General features: G+C 62.3%; 19 protein-coding genes. 13 read left to right on the top strand and 6 right to left on the bottom strand.

The window, feature by feature from the left end; genetic code table 11:
* Positions 1–258 precede the first annotated feature (258 nt).
* Positions 259–900: a hypothetical protein gene (locus O9Z63_RS01195; RefSeq protein WP_270127438.1), complete on the top strand. Its 642-nt coding sequence runs from the start codon at positions 259–261 to the stop codon at positions 898–900.
* A gap of 84 nt (positions 901–984) precedes the next feature.
* Here O9Z63_RS01195 and O9Z63_RS01190 read toward each other — a convergent pair whose 3' ends face one another.
* The 3 genes from O9Z63_RS01190 to msrB all read right to left on the bottom strand — a co-directional run bounded on the left by O9Z63_RS01190 (position 985) and on the right by msrB (position 3,030).
* A complete protein-coding gene (locus O9Z63_RS01190) occupies positions 985–1,341 on the bottom strand; it encodes a hypothetical protein (protein ID WP_156109008.1) in 357 nt (118 codons plus the stop codon).
* An 85-nt stretch (positions 1,342–1,426) separates the two neighbouring features.
* Positions 1,427–2,224, bottom strand: a complete 798-nt coding sequence (locus O9Z63_RS01185) for a DUF3050 domain-containing protein (RefSeq protein ID WP_270127437.1) — start codon at positions 2,222–2,224, stop codon at positions 1,427–1,429.
* 227 nt (positions 2,225–2,451) lie between these two features.
* On the bottom strand, positions 2,452–3,030 hold the full coding sequence (gene msrB / locus O9Z63_RS01180) for a peptide-methionine (R)-S-oxide reductase MsrB (protein ID WP_270127435.1): 579 nt from the start codon (positions 3,028–3,030) through the stop codon (positions 2,452–2,454).
* Between the two features lie 254 nt (positions 3,031–3,284).
* Here msrB and typA point away from each other — a divergent pair, with 254 nt between their 5' ends.
* From typA to O9Z63_RS01165, 3 genes are all read left to right on the top strand, one after another.
* Entirely contained in the window at positions 3,285–5,093 is a 1,809-nt protein-coding gene (gene typA / locus O9Z63_RS01175) for a translational GTPase TypA (RefSeq protein ID WP_270127434.1), read from the top strand.
* 123 nt (positions 5,094–5,216) lie between these two features.
* Positions 5,217–5,573, top strand: a complete 357-nt coding sequence (locus O9Z63_RS01170) for a hypothetical protein (protein ID WP_270127433.1) — start codon at positions 5,217–5,219, stop codon at positions 5,571–5,573.
* Positions 5,574–5,696: 123 nt separating this feature from the next.
* Positions 5,697–6,446, top strand: coding sequence for a YqjF family protein (locus O9Z63_RS01165; RefSeq protein WP_270127432.1), 750 nt, complete (start codon positions 5,697–5,699; stop codon positions 6,444–6,446).
* A gap of 14 nt (positions 6,447–6,460) precedes the next feature.
* Here the strand turns inward: O9Z63_RS01165 and O9Z63_RS01160 are convergent, their stop codons facing one another.
* On the bottom strand, positions 6,461–6,736 hold the full coding sequence (locus tag O9Z63_RS01160) for an acylphosphatase (protein ID WP_270127431.1): 276 nt from the start codon (positions 6,734–6,736) through the stop codon (positions 6,461–6,463).
* 138 nt (positions 6,737–6,874) lie between these two features.
* Here O9Z63_RS01160 and O9Z63_RS01155 point away from each other — a divergent pair, with 138 nt between their 5' ends.
* Complete coding sequence (locus O9Z63_RS01155; RefSeq protein WP_270127429.1) at positions 6,875–7,582, top strand: DoxX family membrane protein; 708 nt, start codon at positions 6,875–6,877, stop codon at positions 7,580–7,582.
* Here the strand turns inward: O9Z63_RS01155 and O9Z63_RS01150 are convergent.
* Positions 7,579–8,382: a TrmH family RNA methyltransferase gene (locus tag O9Z63_RS01150; protein WP_270127428.1), complete on the bottom strand. Its 804-nt coding sequence runs from the start codon at positions 8,380–8,382 to the stop codon at positions 7,579–7,581. The genes O9Z63_RS01155 and O9Z63_RS01150 overlap by 4 nt on opposite strands.
* A 142-nt stretch (positions 8,383–8,524) precedes the next feature.
* On the opposite strand from O9Z63_RS01150, the gene O9Z63_RS01145 reads away from it, so the two are divergent.
* From O9Z63_RS01145 to O9Z63_RS01110, 8 genes are all read left to right on the top strand, one after another.
* Complete coding sequence (locus O9Z63_RS01145; RefSeq protein WP_270127427.1) at positions 8,525–10,024, top strand: sensor histidine kinase; 1,500 nt, start codon at positions 8,525–8,527, stop codon at positions 10,022–10,024.
* Positions 10,025–10,199: 175 nt separating this feature from the next.
* Positions 10,200–10,610 (top strand): response regulator, encoded by a 411-nt coding sequence (locus O9Z63_RS01140; protein ID WP_270127426.1) that lies wholly within the window; start codon positions 10,200–10,202, stop codon positions 10,608–10,610.
* Positions 10,611–10,633: 23 nt separating this feature from the next.
* Positions 10,634–11,035 (top strand): STAS/SEC14 domain-containing protein, encoded by a 402-nt coding sequence (locus O9Z63_RS01135; protein WP_270127425.1) that lies wholly within the window; start codon positions 10,634–10,636, stop codon positions 11,033–11,035.
* A 208-nt stretch (positions 11,036–11,243) separates the two neighbouring features.
* On the top strand, positions 11,244–12,173 hold the full coding sequence (locus O9Z63_RS01130; protein ID WP_270127423.1) for a hypothetical protein: 930 nt from the start codon (positions 11,244–11,246) through the stop codon (positions 12,171–12,173).
* Between the two features lie 72 nt (positions 12,174–12,245).
* Positions 12,246–12,974: an endonuclease III domain-containing protein gene (locus O9Z63_RS01125; RefSeq protein ID WP_270127421.1), complete on the top strand. Its 729-nt coding sequence runs from the start codon at positions 12,246–12,248 to the stop codon at positions 12,972–12,974.
* Positions 12,975–13,170: 196 nt separating this feature from the next.
* Positions 13,171–13,371: a DUF5683 domain-containing protein gene (locus O9Z63_RS01120; RefSeq protein ID WP_044014034.1), complete on the top strand. Its 201-nt coding sequence runs from the start codon at positions 13,171–13,173 to the stop codon at positions 13,369–13,371.
* 4 nt (positions 13,372–13,375) lie between these two features.
* Positions 13,376–13,648, top strand: a complete 273-nt coding sequence (locus O9Z63_RS01115; protein WP_270127420.1) for a DUF167 domain-containing protein — start codon at positions 13,376–13,378, stop codon at positions 13,646–13,648.
* An 82-nt stretch (positions 13,649–13,730) separates the two neighbouring features.
* Positions 13,731–14,525 (top strand): ZIP family metal transporter, encoded by a 795-nt coding sequence (locus O9Z63_RS01110; RefSeq protein WP_270127419.1) that lies wholly within the window; start codon positions 13,731–13,733, stop codon positions 14,523–14,525.
* Positions 14,526–14,772: 247 nt separating this feature from the next.
* Here O9Z63_RS01110 and O9Z63_RS01105 read toward each other — a convergent pair whose 3' ends face one another.
* A complete protein-coding gene (locus tag O9Z63_RS01105; RefSeq protein ID WP_270127418.1) occupies positions 14,773–16,152 on the bottom strand; it encodes an ammonium transporter in 1,380 nt (459 codons plus the stop codon).
* Between the last annotated feature and the right edge of the window lie 133 nt (positions 16,153–16,285).

Raw genomic sequence — 16,285 nt, 5'->3', positions numbered from 1 at the left:
CTAAATCGAAAGAAAGCCGCGGCCGGGCAGCCAACGGGAGTGCAAAGGAACGAGGAATAAAGAGGAATGCCGCCGGTTGGCGCGCACAGGCTGCTGCGGCAGCGCGCCTCCGCCGCCTAGTTGCGGGAAGGCCGGCGCCAGGCAGCGGAATGGGGTGGCCAGCAACTTTACCTATTAATCCTTCTATATTTCGGATACCTACGGCGGCATTTTGCGTACTACGGGCCACTAGTCTTCCCCTCCCTAATCTTTCAAGCCATGAAAAACCCCGATCAGGAGAAACCTGCCAAGAAGGCGAAAAAGGAAAAAGATCCGGCCGAAAAAGCCCAGCGCAAAGCCGCCAAAGCTGCTAAAAACACCGCCAGCGCCCTTTCCGACTCCCGTTCGGGCAAGAAGGCGTCGCAGAAGAAAGCCCTGAAAACGGCCGCCAAGCAACTGCAGAAAGAGCTGGATGGCCGCATCAGCGAAGTGGTGAAGCGCATCCGCAAGGAAACCAAGGCCAAGCTGCAGGAAGTGGTGAAAGACGCCACCCAGCGCCTCGACGCCGACATGGAGCACCTGTTTGAGCAGGCTCTGCACACGATAGTGCGCCACCACGAAAACGGTACCGCCGCCGCCTCCGACAGCATTTCCACCGAATCGGACCCCACGACAGCTGCCGCTCCGGCCAAGCCCGCCGCCCGCCCGGCAGCTAAGCCAGCCGCTAAACCGGCCACTCCCCGCCAGCAGCCGGCAGCCAAAACCACGGCCGCGAAGCCCGCCGCCGCGCCAGCCGCCAAGGCAGCTCCGGCCAAGCCGGCCGCCCGGCCCGCGGCGTCCCGCTCTCGCGCCGCCGCGCCCAAGCCCGCCGCTGCCAGCGCAGACAATACGCCGACCACAGCCGACACTACGGAGGCCTAACCAACCTGCTTGCCGATAACACACCGGCCCGCTACTTCTCAGGAGGTAGCGGGCCGGTGTGTTATCGGGAGGCCTGAGGCGTAGCTAGGGCCGCCGCACAGTATCGACCGGAGCGCCGTTGAGGCGACGCAGGCGGGTTTCCTGCGAGGTGGTGTTGGCCTCGTTGGTGTTGAGGCTTTCCGGGCGCTTGCGCGAGTTGATGCCGCTGGCCTGCTCGCCCAGCTGCACGCGGCCTGGAGTGGCGTCGGGCACGGAGCCGCCGTAGCCGCCGCCGCTGTTGTAGGCCGCCTGGCGGTCGGCATCGGTGCGGATTTCAGCGGGAGCAGCCGTGGGGCGGGCCACCTCATTGGAGGTTTCCTGCGACGTGAAGCAGGAACTCAGCAGGCCCGAAGCCCCCAGCAGCAACAGGCCACACAGCGGATAAACACGAATCGTTTTCATACAGAAAGGAAGGCCGGCCGCCCCGAAGCTGGCGCGGCCTTCCCTAACAACGACTTCCCGCCCTATTGGGTTGGCCCGGGCCGTATTACCCGGCCACGCGCGGCGCCAGCGCCGCCCGGATTCCGTCCCAGAGACCCACGCGGGCCTGCATGCAGCGCACGGCCGTTTCCTCGGCCTGCTGCCAGCGGGTGGCATCGTCGGCGCACAGGTCGCGTACCATTTGCTGGGCCAGGGGCGTGTGCACTTCCTCGTCGAGCTGAATGTGGCGGTCCAGGTAGTAGGTGAACGTGTCGAGTTGGCCGGGGAACCGCTGGCGCAGGTCGTGCACGAGGTGGCGGAACATATCCGGGATGACGTCTTCGCGGCCGAACGTGAAGGCGGCAGCCACGGCGTGCGGCTGGCCCGACTCGATGATGCGGAACGTATCAAGCACAAACGCCCGCACCGAAGCCGGGGCATCGGCTGCTTCCAGGGCCTCGGCTACGGTGGCGCCCTGCGCCAGGGCGGCCAGCAGGCGCTCAATGGGGGCGGTGTCGGCGCCGCACTCGCGCATGGAGCGCAAATACAGCTCGAAGTGGCTGGCGGGGCGGCCTTCGGGGTCGACGTCGGTTTCCTCTTCCAGCACGATGTCGTTGATGAGGCGGCGGGTGGCGGGGTTGCCGCGGGGCACCCACGGCACCTCCACGCAGGTCAGCTCCCGCTGCAGGGCCTTCAGCAGCGACATAAAATCCCAGACGGCAAACACGTGGTGCTGCATGAACACGCGCAAATCGTCGAGCGAGTGCAACGACTGGTACACGCCGTGGGCTACCAGCTGCTGCCGGGCCGGGGCAAGGGCCTCCTGCAGGCCGGCAATGGCATCAGAATGAACTTGAGTGGACATGAGAATCGCGGATTAGGCGGATTGATTGGTTGGCACAAATTTCTGTAGCTGGCGAAAACACGCCCCAGCCACAGCTTTGGGCTATAACAAACGAAACGGCCCGCTGGCTTGGATTGCCAGCGGGCCGGACGCAAAATTAGCTGTCGGTTGGTTGTTATCAGTTACACATTGTCAGTGAAAAGAGACCGAACAGCCTGACAACTGACAACGAGCAACTGAAAACTACTCTACTTGGCCTTTTCGAACACCATGCCGTAGGAATCCATGCAGTAGCGCAGGCCGGTGGGCTTGGGGCCGTCGTTGAAGACGTGGCCGAGGTGTCCGCCGCACTTGGCGCACACCAGCTCGTCGCGGCTCATGCCCAGGCTGTTGTCGGCGGTTACTTTCAGGCTGTTTTCGGTGGCCGGAGCCCAGAAGCTAGGCCAGCCGGTGCCACTCTCAAACTTGGTTTCCGACGAGAACAGCAGATTGTGGTCGGCGGCGCAGTAGTAGTTGCCCTTCTCGTGGTTGTCGTGGTAGGGGTTGTTGAAGGGCCGCTCGGTGCCCTGCTCGCGCAGGATGTAGTACTGCTCCTTGGTGAGCTGCTTGCGCCACTCGGCGTCGGTTTTGCGCACCGGAAACTCGTCGGGCTTACCGGTTATCGGCTTGGGCTTGGGGTACACTTTAGCCGCGCCGGAAGGGGCCGTAGCAGTCCGCGGCGAGTCGGCGGCGTCCATTTTGGCATCGGTGCGGGTGTTTTTTTTCTGGGAACAGGCCGTGTTCAGCGTCAGCACCGACAGCAGCATAATCAGGAAAGAGGAGCGCATAAGAGAGAGAAAAGAAGATGGGTGCAGAGGGAAGCAAAAACCCGCGCTGGGCAGGCTACAGCTAGAACATACGCAAGCGGGCCCGGGTTCGGCCTTGCCGGACGCAATCTTCCGCAACGGCTGCCGTAGAGACACAGCAGCACAGCCAGTTGGCCTGCCGGGCTTGCCCGATTCTTCCTCTCTCATTAACAATTGATTACTGTAATTTATTTGCGACAAACATTCCGTACCTTTGCGCCCGGAAACCCCTTTGTATGCAGAACATCCGGAACATCGCCATTATTGCCCACGTTGACCACGGCAAGACCACGCTCGTGGACAAGATCATTCATGCCTCGAAGCTGTTCGATGAGCATCAGCAGTTCGACGACCTGATCCTCGACAACAACGACCTGGAGCGTGAGCGAGGCATCACCATCGTCTCTAAAAACGTATCGGTACGGTACAAAGACGTTAAAATCAACATCATCGACACCCCTGGTCACGCCGACTTCGGCGGCGAAGTGGAGCGTGTACTGAAGATGGCCGACGGCGTATTGCTGCTCGTCGATGCCTTCGAAGGTGCCATGCCCCAGACCCGCTTCGTACTGGGCAAAGCCATCGACCTGGGCCTGAAGCCCATCGTGGTGGTGAACAAAGTCGACAAGGAAAACTGCCGCCCCGACGAGGTGCACGAGCAGGTTTTCGACCTGATGTTCAACCTTGGCGCCACCGAAGACCAGCTGGACTTCGTGACGCTGTACGGCTCCTCGAAGCAGGGCTGGATGAGCACCGACTGGAAAGTTAAAACCGACAGCATCATTCCGCTGCTCGACGCCGTGGTGGCCTCGATTCCGCCGGCTCCGACCCTGGACGGCACGCCCCAGATGCAGGTTACCTCGCTCGACTACTCGTCGTTCGTGGGCCGTATCGCCATCGGCCGCGTGCACCGCGGTACGCTGAAGGAAGGCGCCAACATGAGCCTGGTGAAGCGCGACGGCACCATCAAGAAAGTTAAAATCAAGGAACTGCAGGTGTTCGAAGGCCTCGGCCGCACCAAGGTTTCCGAAGTTAGCTCGGGCGAAATCTGCGCCGTAACGGGCATCGAAGGCTTCGACATCGGTGACACCCTCGCCGACGCCGAAAACCCCGAAGGGCTGACCACCATCAGCATCGACGAGCCGACGATGAACATGCTGTTCACCATCAACAACTCGCCGTTCTTCGGCAAGGAAGGCAAGTTCGTGACCTCGCGCCACCTGCGCGACCGTCTGTTCAAAGAAACCGAGAAAAACCTGGCCCTGCGCGTGAAGGAAACCGACCGTGAGGACTCGTTCCTGGTGTACGGCCGCGGCATTCTTCACTTGTCGGTACTCATCGAGACCATGCGTCGCGAAGGGTTTGAGCTACAGGTAGGCCAGCCGCAGGTGCTGTTCCAGGAAGACGACAACGGTAACCGTCTGGAGCCGATTGAGCACCTGGTAGTGGACGTACCAGAGGAAACTGCCGGTAAGGTAATCGAGCTGGTGACGATGCGCAAAGGTGAGCTGACCATCATGGAGCCGAAAGGCGACCTGCAGCACCTAGAGTTCAACATTCCGGCCCGCGGCCTGATCGGCCTGCGTAACAACGTGCTGACGGCTACCGCTGGTGAGGCCATCATGAACCACCGCTTCTCGGCTTACGAGCCGCACAAAGGCGTAATCCCCGGCCGTATTGCTGGTTCGCTGATTTCGATGGACACCGGTGTTGGTACCGCCTACACCATCGACAAGATGCAGGACCGTGGCGAGTTTTTCGTTGATCCAGGCGAAGAGGTGTACGCCGGCCAGGTTATCGGCGAGCATACCCGCCCGAACGACCTGACCATCAACATCCAGAAAGGCAAGAAGCTCACCAACATGCGCGCGTCGGGCACCGACGACAACGCCAAGATCATCCCGAAGCGTCAGTTCTCGCTGGAGGAAGCCATGGAATACATCCAGAAGGATGAGTACCTGGAGGTAACGCCGAAGTCGATCCGGATGCGTAAGATTCTGCTCGACGAAAACGAGCGCCTGCGCTCGGCCAAGAAAGTAGACTAACTGCCCGTCAGCTAGTTTGCAAAGGGGAGCAGCCGATGGCTGCTCCCCTTTTTTGTGGCCGGCCCTGCCTGGGGCTGGGCTGATTGCGTATATTCGCAGAGCCCCCGCCAACCTTTATCTATTATGGATTCCGAAAGCCGCAGTAAGCGCGACCTGCCCGAAGTAGTAGCTGATATCCTGATTACGCTGGACAAAGTAGTCGGGCGGCTGGATCAGATAGACAACCGCTTTGAACAGATGCAGCAAACGCAGCAGCAGATGCAGCAAACCCAGCAGGTTCAGCATGAGCAAATCATCAGCGCCTTCAACAACATGACCACGGCCGTGCTGGACGCCATGAACCGGCAAACGGAGCGGTATGACCGGGTGCAGACCACGCAGACCACGCAGACCACGCAGACCAGCCAGGAAACCGAAGTACGGGAGTTGCGGCAGCGGCTGGAGAACCTGGAGAAAGTGGTGTACAAACAAGCCGGCTAGGCTTTTCAGCAGACCATAATGTAGCAAGCGCGGCCAATGGCTGCGCTTTTTTGTTACCTAAAGGCCAGATGCAGGCTGTATCTGTTGTACTGCAGCCTGCCATTTCACTCCTGAACTACTCCCGTGCTTTCTGACTTCTCCCCTACTCCGATGCGCAGCCGCCTGCACCTGATGCGGCAGCGCTGGAGCAACCTGCTGTTTGCGCACTGGCCGGTACCGCCCGAGCTGCTGCGCCCCTGCCTGCCGGCCCGGCTGGAGGTGGACACGTTTGCGGGGCAGGCGTGGCTGGGCGTGGTGCCGTTCACGATGAGCCACATCCGGCCGCTGGGGCTGCCGGCCGTGCCGGGCCTGAGCGCCCTGCACGAGCTGAACGTGCGCACCTACGCCACCCTCGACGGCGTGCCGGGCGTGTGGTTTCTGTCGTTGGATGCCACGCAGCCGCTGGGGGTGTGGGCGGCGCGCACGCTGTTCCACCTGCCCTACCTGCACGCCCGCATCAGCCTCACCGAAACGGCCGGAACGCTGCGGGCCGTGGCCGAGCGCACCCACCGAGGCATGGCGCCCGCCTCCTTCGCTGCCACCTGGACGCCGGGGGCCGCGCTGCCGTTGGCGCAACCGGGCACGCTGGAATACTTTCTTACGGAGCGCTACCACCTGTACACGGCCGGGGCCGACCTGCGGCAGGGCGTGCTGGGCAGCACTCTGTGGCGCGGCCGCCTTTGGCACGAGCCCTGGACGCTGCGGGAAGCCACGCTGCAGGAGTGGGACTCGACACTAGTGGAAAGCCACGGCCTGCCCACGCCATTGGGCCCGCCGCTGCTCTACGCCGCCGAGCCGCTGGATGTGCAGGTGCAGGAGCTGCGCCGCGTGTAAGTCGGGGGCTGGCGTTACCGTTGCACCTCAAACCCGGTATAGTGCTGCACCGGCCCGGCGGCCACGTCTACCTGAGTGACGTGCGCGGCGGGCGGGCCCTGGTGGCACCAAGCCTGCAGGGCATCCAGCGCGTCGGCCGGGCCTTCGGCTTCGATGGTGACAGTGCCGTCGGGGTTGTTGCGGGCGTAGCCGTGGAGGCCCAGCTGCCGGGCCTGCTGCACGGTGCTCTGGCGGTAGAAAACGCCCTGGACGCGGCCATGAATGAGAAACGTGCGGTGCTGAATGGCCATAGGGAGGCGGGTTGGCAGGTAAGAAAGGTCAAAGGTGGCAAACCATCATAACACCGCGCAGCCTGCGTGCTGCATCCGAGGCTGGGGCGTCTGGCATTTTATGCGTTGATTCGCGGCCAAGCATCTTATCGATATCCTATGCCGGCGCCTGAATTCTTCTATATCCTCACCGTCGTGCTGCCCATTCTGGCGGTTGCCCTAACGCTCTGGACTGGCGGCTGGCTGCGGCGCGTATATCTGATAAGTGTCCGGCTCTTGCTTGGGGCTTTCATGCTGAGCGCCGGCCTCTACAAGCTCTCCGACAACCAGATACCGTGGCTGATGGGGCCACCGATGAACCACACCTTGCTGGCGAAGTATGGCTTGCAGCTTTTCGCCCAATTCATTGGGGTAGCGCAGCTGATCATTGGTTTGTTACTGCTTACAGGCCGGTTTGCGCTGTTGGGAGCCCTGATGCTGGTGCCGATATGGGCAGGCATCATTATGTTTACTTGGTCTCAGGACTGGCAGGGAGTTGAGGATTGGCGGGGTACTCCATCCCTTGTCTGCGGCTTCCTTATTCTAACCCTGGGGTTGCTGCTGCACGACTACCACCGGCTCAAGTACGTGCTCTATCCGCCCGCGCAGCCTGAAACCATCCGGGCGGTGCCCTTGCGCACCGGGCCGCGGAGCCTAGAGGCACTGTGGTGGCTGGGGGTGGCCATATTCATGGGCGGTAGCCTGCTCTACCCGGTTTCGCTGCGCGTGATGGTGGGCACTATGCTGGCGGGCCTGTTGCTACTACTGGCGGCCGGCGGCCTGCTGCTGTGGCGCCGGCGGCGCACCGTCGCCGAGCCCGTCGTCTAGCCGCGCTGGCGCACCGCCTCAAACGTGAGGATGGCCGTGGCGGTGCTCACGTTTAGCGAATCAATGTAGCCGCCCATCGGGATGATGATGGTTTCGGTGCAGGCTTGCATTAGCTCGGGCGTGAGGCCGTCGGCTTCGGTGCCCATCACGAAGGCGGTGGGCCCGCGGAAGTCGTACTGGGTGTAGGGGCGGGCGTGGTCGGTGAGGGCGGCGGCGTAGGTGCGGATGCCGTGCTGCTCGCACCAGCTCAGCAGCTCCTGCCGGGTGGTGGCCACGGTGGGCACCGTGAAGATGCAGCCGATGCTGCTGCGGATGGCGTTGGGGTTGTAGAGGTCGGTGCGCGGGTCGCAGATAATGACGGCGTCGGCACGGGCGGCGTCGGCGGTGCGCAGGATGGCGCCCAGGTTGCCGGGCTTCTCCACGGCTTCCAGCACCAGCAGCAGCGGCGCGGCCGGCAGCTGCAGGCCGGCCAGCGTGTGGCGCGGTGGCTGGGCCAGGGCCAGCACGCCGTCGGAGCCCTCCCGGTAGGCCACCTTCTCAAACACCGGCTTCGATACCTCGATCCACTCGGTGGCGGTGCCGGCGGCCAGGGCGCGCAGCTCCGTCAGGCGGGCCGGGCCGGCCAGCTCGGGGCACACAAACAGCGTGGCCACGGCCACCCCGGCGGCCCGGGCAATGGTGAGCTCGCGCAGACCTTCGATGATAGTGAGGCCCTGCTCGCGCCGCTCCGACGACTTTTGCTGGAGGCGCAGCAGGTTTTTGATGCGCGGGTTCTGAGGGCTGGAAATGAGGTCGGGCATAGCGAAAAACGGGCCCGGCAGGTGGGCGGGCCCCCAAAGATACGGGGCCGGGGGCGAGCGGCGGCGCGCTTTTCCGTACCTCAACCGTTATCCTTGCACACGCGTAAGCGTGCTGACTTTTCGATTTGTCTTTTTCCTGCAGATGAGGCTACAACTCAATACCAAGATTCTTATCGGCTTCACGGTGGCGCTGCTGGTGCTCACGCTCACCTCGCTGCTGGCCTACCGCAGCATTCAGCAGCTAAGCTTCTACACGCGGCAGGTGGAGCATACCTACCAGGTGATGCAGCACACCTCCGACATGCGCATGCGCACCCGCGACGCCCAGCTGGCCGTGCGCAACTACCTGCTGCTGAACGACTCCACCCGGCTGGATGAGGTGCAGGGCAGCCTCGATGCCGCCCTGCGCAACTTCGACTCGCTGCTGCTACTCACCCGCGACAACCCCACGCAGCAGGACCGCCTCGACAGCTTGCGGCAGCTGATTGCCTTCGAGCGGGCTCTGCTCGCCAAGTGGCAGCGCGCGCCGGCCTCGCTCGAGTCTGCCCGCGACTTAGTGCTGGCCGACAAAAACACGCTGAACGATATCCGGCGGCTGCTGGATGAAATAACAGTGGACGAAACGGCCCTGCTAGACCAGCGCCGCCAGAACCAGGATTTCTACGAAAACACCAGCCCGCTGGCCATCGTCGTGTCGGCGGTACTGGCGGTGCTGATTGTGCTGTGGCTGTTCTCGAAAATCTCGCGGGAGCTGCGCGCCAATCAGCGCCTGCAGCAGCAGCTGACGACCGTGAACGACGACACGGCCCGGCGCATCGAAATCATTGAAAACCTGGCCAACCAGGTGGTGCAGGGCGACTTTAGCGTCAAGATCAGCCATGACCAACAGCGCGATACGCTGGGCAAGCTGGCTACCTCGCTCAACCGCATGACCCAGACGCTCGACGAAAACTTCACGGCCCTCAAAAACCGCAACCTGGAGCTCGACCAGTTCGCCTACGTGGCCTCCCACGACCTGAAAGCCCCGCTACGGGGCGTGATGACGGTGGTGAAATGGATTGAGGATGAGCTACACGGCGAGCTGAGCGAGCAGATGCGCCAGTACCTGGACATGATGAAGGGCCGCCTCAGCCGCCTCGAAGACCTCATCAACGGCCTGCTGGCCTACGCCCGCGCGGGCCGCACCGAGCAGCACATTGAGGAGGTGAACGTGGCCCAGCTGGTGAGCGAAGTCACGGAACTGGTGGTGCCGCTCAGCTTTCGGGTGGAGCTGGCCGACTCGCTGCCGGTGCTGCACACCGACCGCCTGAGCCTGCAGCAGGTATTCACCAACCTGATGAGCAACGCCGCCAAGTACCACGACAAGCCCACCGGCACCATCCGCATCGGCTGCCGCGACGCGGGCAAGTGCTACGAATTTCGGGTGCAGGACGACGGCCCGGGCATCGCGCCTGAATACCACGAGAAGATCTTCCTCATTTTCCAGACCCTGCGCGACCGGCACACCGCCGAAAGCACCGGAATCGGCCTGAGCATCGTTAAGAAGATTATCGACGAGCAGAAAGGGACTATCCACGTCGAGTCGGCCGCCGGCCAGGGTGCTGCGTTTGTATTCACCTGGCCGAAAGAACCGGTGAAGTAATTTTAGGTGGTTTTGGGTGATGGGGTGATTTTGGGTGATGAGGTAATGAAGGGATGGAGTGATATGCTTGCTCTGATTTCCAATCCTCCCATCCTTTCATCTGCCCATCACTGTTTCATCATCACCCTATCACCTTTCACCTCATCACCCAAAACCACCTCATCACGACCCCACAATGCGCTCCGTACTGCTTGTAGAAGACGATTTCTTTGACACCATGACGGTGAAGAAGTCATTTGAGAAATTCAGCGTGCAGCACAAGCTGTACACCGCCTTCAACGGCCTGGAGGCCTTAGATCTGCTGCTGGGCCAGAACGGCGTGGAGCCCATCCGGCCGCTGCCCGAGGTGATTCTGCTGGACCTGAACATGCCCAAAATGAACGGGCACGAGTTCCTGGCCGAAATCCGCCGCAACCCCGAGCTGGCCGACATTCCGGTGTTCATCACCACTACTTCCGGTATGGACGTGGACCGGCTCAATGCCCAAAACCTGGGCGTGAGCGGCTACATCCTCAAGCCCGTGGACTTTGAAAGCACCACCGACATGGTAGACAGCATGAGCCTGCTGGAAAAGCTGCTCAAGTAAGCCCTAAATAAGCATCCAGTATCATGACGCTTAAGTTCGAAAACGATACCACCCGCATCTACTACGACGATACCATCCCCGGCCTGATTCAGGTCTGGAACGGCTTTGCTACCGGCGCTCCTCTGCGCGAAGCCCACGAAGCCCTGCTGCAACTACAGCAGCAGTACGGCACGGCCAAATCCCTGAGCGACCTGCGCACCATGCGCGTGATTCCGCGCGCCGACCAGCAGTGGATTCAAGAAGTGTTTTTTCCGCAGGCGCTGGCTGCCGGCTACCGCGCCGTGGCCATCATCACCAGCGAAGATGTTTTCAACCAGACATCCGTGAAGAATATTCTGCTGCATATCGGGCAGAACGATACCTTTCAGGCAGAATACTTTCAGGACGAAAGCGCCGCCCGGGCCTGGCTGGCGCAGCTGCCGTAGCGCCCCCTAAAACCGGGCACTTATTTTTCGGCATCTGCGCACGGGTTTAGTCAGTACTGCGGCATGGGTATGGAGTGGTTGGCATCGTATCGATTTACTGGCTTAGAGCCGGTTGTCGATAGCCTACCTGATACTTATTTGTCTGAGTACTTATTCTGAAGCCGTTTTCGTTGTAGCGCCCTATTCTTCGCCCTTCTGCTCTTTTCGTATGCTATTCCGTTCTGCCTTGCTGCTGTCGTTGGGATTGGGGCTGGCCGCGCCCGCCGTGGTGCAGGCCCAGCAGGCTCCGCGTGAGCTGAATACCCTGCCGCCGGCCCCGCCCACCAGCCGCCCGGCCGCCGCCGCGCCCGTAGCCGCCCCCGACACCACCCGCCCGGCGGCCCCGCGCCAGCTGGCCGCCCCACCCGCGGCGCCCACTACGCAGCCGCAACAGGCGCCGCTGCCCCCGGCCGCCACCACCCGCTACAGCGTGGGCCTGAAAACCGGGCAGGTCTACAAAGGCTTCGATGTGCTGGTGAAGCAGCCGCTGCTGGGCCGCCCCTACGTGCTGCTCGACGGCCAGCAGCGCTTCGAAATGGACCAGGTACGCTACTACGAAGACGAAACCGGCTTCTACGTGCGCACTACCCTACCCGGCCGCTCCTCCCGCGAGTCGACGCTGCGCCGCGACAAGGTGGGCCGCATCAGCCTGTACTCCATCACCAGCACTCAGTACGCCGGCAACGGCATGGGTGGGTTCGGGGGCTATGGCCGCTACGGCGGGTTTGGGGGCTACCCCTACGGCTTTGGCGGGCCGATGTACCGCACCACCAAAACCGAGTACTTCAGCAAAGACAACGGCCCGATTGAGAACCTGAACGTGCGCACCCTGGCCCTGGCCACCGCCGACAACCAGGCCGCGACCAGCCTGCTGCTGCAGGCCCGCCAGTACCAGACCTACACCACGCTGAGCTACGTAGCGGCCGGGGGCCTGCTGGTGGCCGGGCTGGTACAGTCGCTTAACCCAAATAGCAACGGCCCCTCCATTTCGCCGCTGGTGTATGCCAGCCTGCCCCTGATGATTGTACCGCTGGTGCTGGGCGGCAAAACCCAGAATAACGTCCGGCAGGCCATCAGCCTCTACAACCGCGGACAGTAGCGGCGCAGGCAGGGCGCGTCAAAACCGGCCGCCCTGCCAACGCCGGGGCCCGTGCCTGCGTAGGCTGCAGGTGTGATACCAGACCTTTTTTCGGCCGCCGATGCCGACACGGAAGCGCGCCGCCGCAAAGCCCTGCTGGTGCATGAGCGCCTGTGCGCCGAGTACGGGGCGCCCTTCCCGTTTTTCAGCACCAAAGACCCGCTCAGTGAGCTGGTCAGCGCCCTGCTCTCGCACCGTACCCGCAACCACGACTCGCACCGGGCCTACCAGGAGCTACGGGCACGGTTTCCGACCTGGGAGGCTGTGCGCGACGCCCCTACTGAAGAAGTGCAGCAGGCCATCAGCGCCTGCACGTGGCCCGAGCAGAAGGCCCCGCGCATTCAGGCTGTGCTGCGTGAAGTAAGCACCCGCTGCAACGGCGGCCCCTGCCACCTGGAGTTTCTGGCCGATTTGCCGGTGCCCGAGGCACGGGCATGGCTGGAGGCCATTCCGGGCATCGGGCCCAAAACCAGCGCCGCGGTGCTGCTCTTCAGCACCCTGCGTATTGCGGCCATGCCCGTGGATAGCCACCACCACCGCGTGGCGCAGCGCCTGGGCCTCATCGGCCCGAAAGTGGGCGAGGCGGCCGCGCACAAGCTACTGGAGGCGCTGCTCCCTCCCGGCTGGGATGCCCAACAGGTCTACGACCATCACGAGGCGCTGATGTTCCACGGCCAGAAATGCTGCTACTTCCACACGCCCGCCTGCGGCCGCTGCGTCGTCCTCGACCAGTGCCCCTTCGGCCAGGCACGGGTGAGGTGAATTTTGGTGATGAGGTGCTGAAGAATGTCATGCAGAGGCGCAGCCGAAGCATCTCGCGGGCTGATGTTGGAATACTACTGTAACATCAGCACGCGAGATTCCTCGCTCCACTCGGAATGACGTTATTGCGTCACCACCATTCACCTCATCACCTCATTACTTCATCAGCCAAAATCACCTTATCACCCCAAACCATATGAAACCCACTTACGGCGTACCGGCTTTGCTTTCGTTTTTTATCCCCGGCCTGGGGCAGCTCATCAAAGGCCAGATTCTGAAGGCCTTTCTGATCTGGGCCGTGGGCGGCGCGCTCAGCTTTTTCCTGGTCTGGACAATTGTGGTGCCGTTCGTGATTTGGGCCTGGAACGTGTACGACGCCTACAACGACCCGGCGTAGCGGCATGGCCGTGCTTCATCTGAAGGCCAAACCCAACGCCCGCCAAAACGCCCTGATGGTATCCCCGGACGGCACCATTACGGTGCGCCTGCACGCGCCCCCACAGGATGGCAAGGCCAACGCCTGCCTGCTGGCGTACCTGGCCGAAGTGTTTGGGCTGCCAAAGTCGCAGCTGACCCTGCTTAGCGGCCACACCGCCCCGTTCAAAAAAGTGGAGCTGGCCGGCCTTTCCGATGCGACGGTGCAGGCCACGCTGGCCCGCTATTCTGCTGCCTGAGGGCGGCATTACAGTGAGTATTGGGTATTGATTACCCAATGTTCAGTACTCAATACCCAATACTCAATCAAACCAACGAGTTATGACTTTTCCGATGTGGGCGCAAGCCGGTTTTTGGGGGCTTGTGTCGGGGTCGGCACTGCTGCTGGGTGCGGCGGCGGGCTATTTTCTGCGGGTGCCGCAGCGGCTGATTGCCGCCATCATGGCCTTTGGCAGCGGCGTGCTGATTGCCACTCTCTCGCTGGAGTTGATGGAGGAAGCCTACCACAAAGGCGGTTTTACGGCCACGGCGCTGGGGTTTCTGGGCGGGGCGGCAGCCTTCACGCTGGCTAACTGGCTGCTGGCCCGCCACGGCGCCAAGCACCGCAAACGCTCCGGCGAGCACCAGCAGCAGGAGCGCGCCGCCGTGCAGCAGGGCCAGACGCGAGCCTCCGAAAGCGGCGACGACAACGGCCTGGCCCTGGCCATCGGGGCACTGCTCGATGGCATTCCTGAGAGCATCGTTATCGGGCTGAGCATGCTGGCGGGCGGCGGCGTGAGCGTGGTAGCGGTGGTGGCTATCTTCCTTTCCAACCTGCCCGAGGGGCTTTCCAGCGCCTCGGGCATGCGCAAAGCTGGCCGCCCGGCCCGCTACGTGCTGCTGCTGTGGGCCGGTATTGCCCTGATTTCGGGCGTGGCTTCGCTGGCCGGCTATACCATTTTCAGCCAGTTTTCCGATGAAGTGGTGGCCGCCACCATGGCCGTATCGGCCGGGGCCGTGCTGGCCATGATTGCCGATACCATGATTCCGGAAGCCTTCGACGTGGCCCACAACTTCACGGGCTTTATTACAGTGCTGGGGTTTCTGGTGTCGTTTTTCCTGAGCAAGATGGAGTAGCAGAACGAGTAGTAAACCAGTCATGCAGAGCCGGAGGCGAAGCATCTCGCTGGCGCAGTACTCATTACCACTGCCACCTCAGCCCACTCTCTGCTTCGGCTGCCCCTCACAAAGAGTTGGTTGTTTGCCTTAAACACGAAAAAGCCGTCAGATTCCCCCCTGACGGCTTTTTCTCCCCACTCCTCAACACACCCGGCATGGGCCGCCCCCGCTTTCCGGAGCCGGAGGGCCAGTGGCCGGGTGATACTTACACGCCTTCTACCATCGGCTCGCGGCGGTAGCTGCGTTCAAACTCTTCATCGATGTGGTAGGTGGACTCCTCGTGCTGGCTCAGGTCGAGGCCCAGCTCTTCGTCCTGCAGCTTCACGCGCAGCCCGAAGAGACGGTCGGTGAGCTTCAGCAGCAGCCAGGAGCCTACGAAGGAGTAAGTCACTACAATCAGCAGGCCCAGCACGTGGTAGCCGAACACGGTGGCTGAGCCGTGGACCAGACCCACTTTATCGGCGAATACGCCCGTGAGCAGCATACCCACGATACCGCCCAGGCCGTGGCACGGAAACACGTCGAGCGTGTCGTCGATAGTGGTGCGGTTGTTTTTCCAGTGCACGGCGCCGTAGCTGATCAGCGACGCCAGCACCCCGATGAAAATGCTGTGCCCGTATTGCACGAAGCCCGCCGCCGGCGTGATGGCCACCAGCCCCACCACGGCCCCAATGCAGGCGCCCAGTGCGGTAGGCTTGCCGCCGTGCACCGTCTCGACCAGCAGCCAGGCCGTGAGGGCCGCGCCTGAGGCCAGCGTGGTGTTCACGAAGGCCAGCGCGGCTACTTCGTTGGCGGCCAGCGAGGAGCCGGCATTGAAGCCAAACCACCCGAACCACAGCAGCCCGGTACCCAGCAGCACGTAGGGCACGTTGGGCGTGGAAAAAGCGGCTTTGCGCACGTGCGTGGTGCGGCGGCCCAGCACCATGGCGCCGGCCAGCGCTGCAATGCCCGCCGAAATGTGCACCACCGTGCCGCCGGCAAAGTCGAGCACGCCCCACTGCCGCAGGAAGCCCTCAGGGTGCCAGGTCCAGTGGGCCAGCGGGCAGTAGATGAACAGGCAAAACAGCACCATAAAGGCCAGATAGCCCTTAAAGCGCACCCGCTCGGCAAACGAGCCGGTGATCAGGGCCGGCGTGATGACGGCAAACTTGAGCTGAAACGCGAAGTAGAGCACAAACGGAATGGTGGCCGCAAACGCCGGATTCGGCGCGGTTCCTACGTTGCGCAGCATAATGAACGTGAGCGGGTTGCCGATCAGGCCGTGCCAGGAGTCGCCGTAGGCCAGCGAGAAGCCTACGAAGTAGAACACCAGCGTAATCACGCCCATGGCCACAAAACTCTGCAGCATGGTGCTGATGACGTTTTTGGGCCGCACCATGCCGCCATAGAAGAATGACAGCCCCGGCGTCATGATCAGCACGAAGGCCGTGGCCGTCAGCATCCAGGCCACATCGGCGCCGTTGAGCGAGCCGGCCAGCGCGGCCGGGTGCGGCAGTTCCGTGAAGGCCGCCACCGCCGCCAGCCCGACCAGCGTCACCAGCGAAAACATGCTCAGACTGGTAAGCTTTTTTGAAGGAGCAATCATGTCCACAGGAATCGGTGCAGTGCGTTATGCAAAGGCAATTTAACAACAAAATACCTTTTCACAAGCAACACCCCCTTGTATTTAGCCCCTATATCCTCAAAAATACCTTAAATACCAAAAATAGACCCTAATA

The sequence above is a fragment of the Hymenobacter yonginensis genome, assembly GCF_027625995.1.
Taxonomy (GTDB): Bacteria; Bacteroidota; Bacteroidia; order Cytophagales; family Hymenobacteraceae; genus Hymenobacter; species Hymenobacter yonginensis.
The sequence above is the reverse complement of the archived record's forward strand: the minus strand, read 5'-3'. Positions and strand labels throughout refer to the sequence as shown.

What these genes read in the sequence shown, in the direction of transcription:
- O9Z63_RS01120 (WP_044014034.1), top strand. Translation starts at nt 13,171, where the DNA reads ATGAAACCCACTTACGGCGTACCGGCTTTGCTTTCGTTTTTTATCCCC.
- O9Z63_RS01105 (WP_270127418.1), bottom strand. Translation starts at nt 16,152, where the DNA reads ATGATTGCTCCTTCAAAAAAGCTTACCAGTCTGAGCATGTTTTCGCTG.
- O9Z63_RS01155 (WP_270127429.1), top strand. Translation starts at nt 6,875, where the DNA reads ATGCCGGCGCCTGAATTCTTCTATATCCTCACCGTCGTGCTGCCCATT.
- O9Z63_RS01150 (WP_270127428.1), bottom strand. Translation starts at nt 8,382, where the DNA reads ATGCCCGACCTCATTTCCAGCCCTCAGAACCCGCGCATCAAAAACCTG.
- O9Z63_RS01195 (WP_270127438.1), top strand. Translation starts at nt 259, where the DNA reads ATGAAAAACCCCGATCAGGAGAAACCTGCCAAGAAGGCGAAAAAGGAA.
- O9Z63_RS01140 (WP_270127426.1), top strand. Translation starts at nt 10,200, where the DNA reads ATGCGCTCCGTACTGCTTGTAGAAGACGATTTCTTTGACACCATGACG.
- O9Z63_RS01115 (WP_270127420.1), top strand. Translation starts at nt 13,376, where the DNA reads ATGGCCGTGCTTCATCTGAAGGCCAAACCCAACGCCCGCCAAAACGCC.
- typA (WP_270127434.1), top strand. Translation starts at nt 3,285, where the DNA reads ATGCAGAACATCCGGAACATCGCCATTATTGCCCACGTTGACCACGGC.
- O9Z63_RS01160 (WP_270127431.1), bottom strand. Translation starts at nt 6,736, where the DNA reads ATGGCCATTCAGCACCGCACGTTTCTCATTCATGGCCGCGTCCAGGGC.
- O9Z63_RS01185 (WP_270127437.1), bottom strand. Translation starts at nt 2,224, where the DNA reads ATGTCCACTCAAGTTCATTCTGATGCCATTGCCGGCCTGCAGGAGGCC.
- O9Z63_RS01130 (WP_270127423.1), top strand. Translation starts at nt 11,244, where the DNA reads ATGCTATTCCGTTCTGCCTTGCTGCTGTCGTTGGGATTGGGGCTGGCC.
- O9Z63_RS01190 (WP_156109008.1), bottom strand. Translation starts at nt 1,341, where the DNA reads ATGAAAACGATTCGTGTTTATCCGCTGTGTGGCCTGTTGCTGCTGGGG.
- O9Z63_RS01135 (WP_270127425.1), top strand. Translation starts at nt 10,634, where the DNA reads ATGACGCTTAAGTTCGAAAACGATACCACCCGCATCTACTACGACGAT.
- msrB (WP_270127435.1), bottom strand. Translation starts at nt 3,030, where the DNA reads ATGCGCTCCTCTTTCCTGATTATGCTGCTGTCGGTGCTGACGCTGAAC.
- O9Z63_RS01170 (WP_270127433.1), top strand. Translation starts at nt 5,217, where the DNA reads ATGGATTCCGAAAGCCGCAGTAAGCGCGACCTGCCCGAAGTAGTAGCT.
- O9Z63_RS01145 (WP_270127427.1), top strand. Translation starts at nt 8,525, where the DNA reads ATGAGGCTACAACTCAATACCAAGATTCTTATCGGCTTCACGGTGGCG.
- O9Z63_RS01110 (WP_270127419.1), top strand. Translation starts at nt 13,731, where the DNA reads ATGACTTTTCCGATGTGGGCGCAAGCCGGTTTTTGGGGGCTTGTGTCG.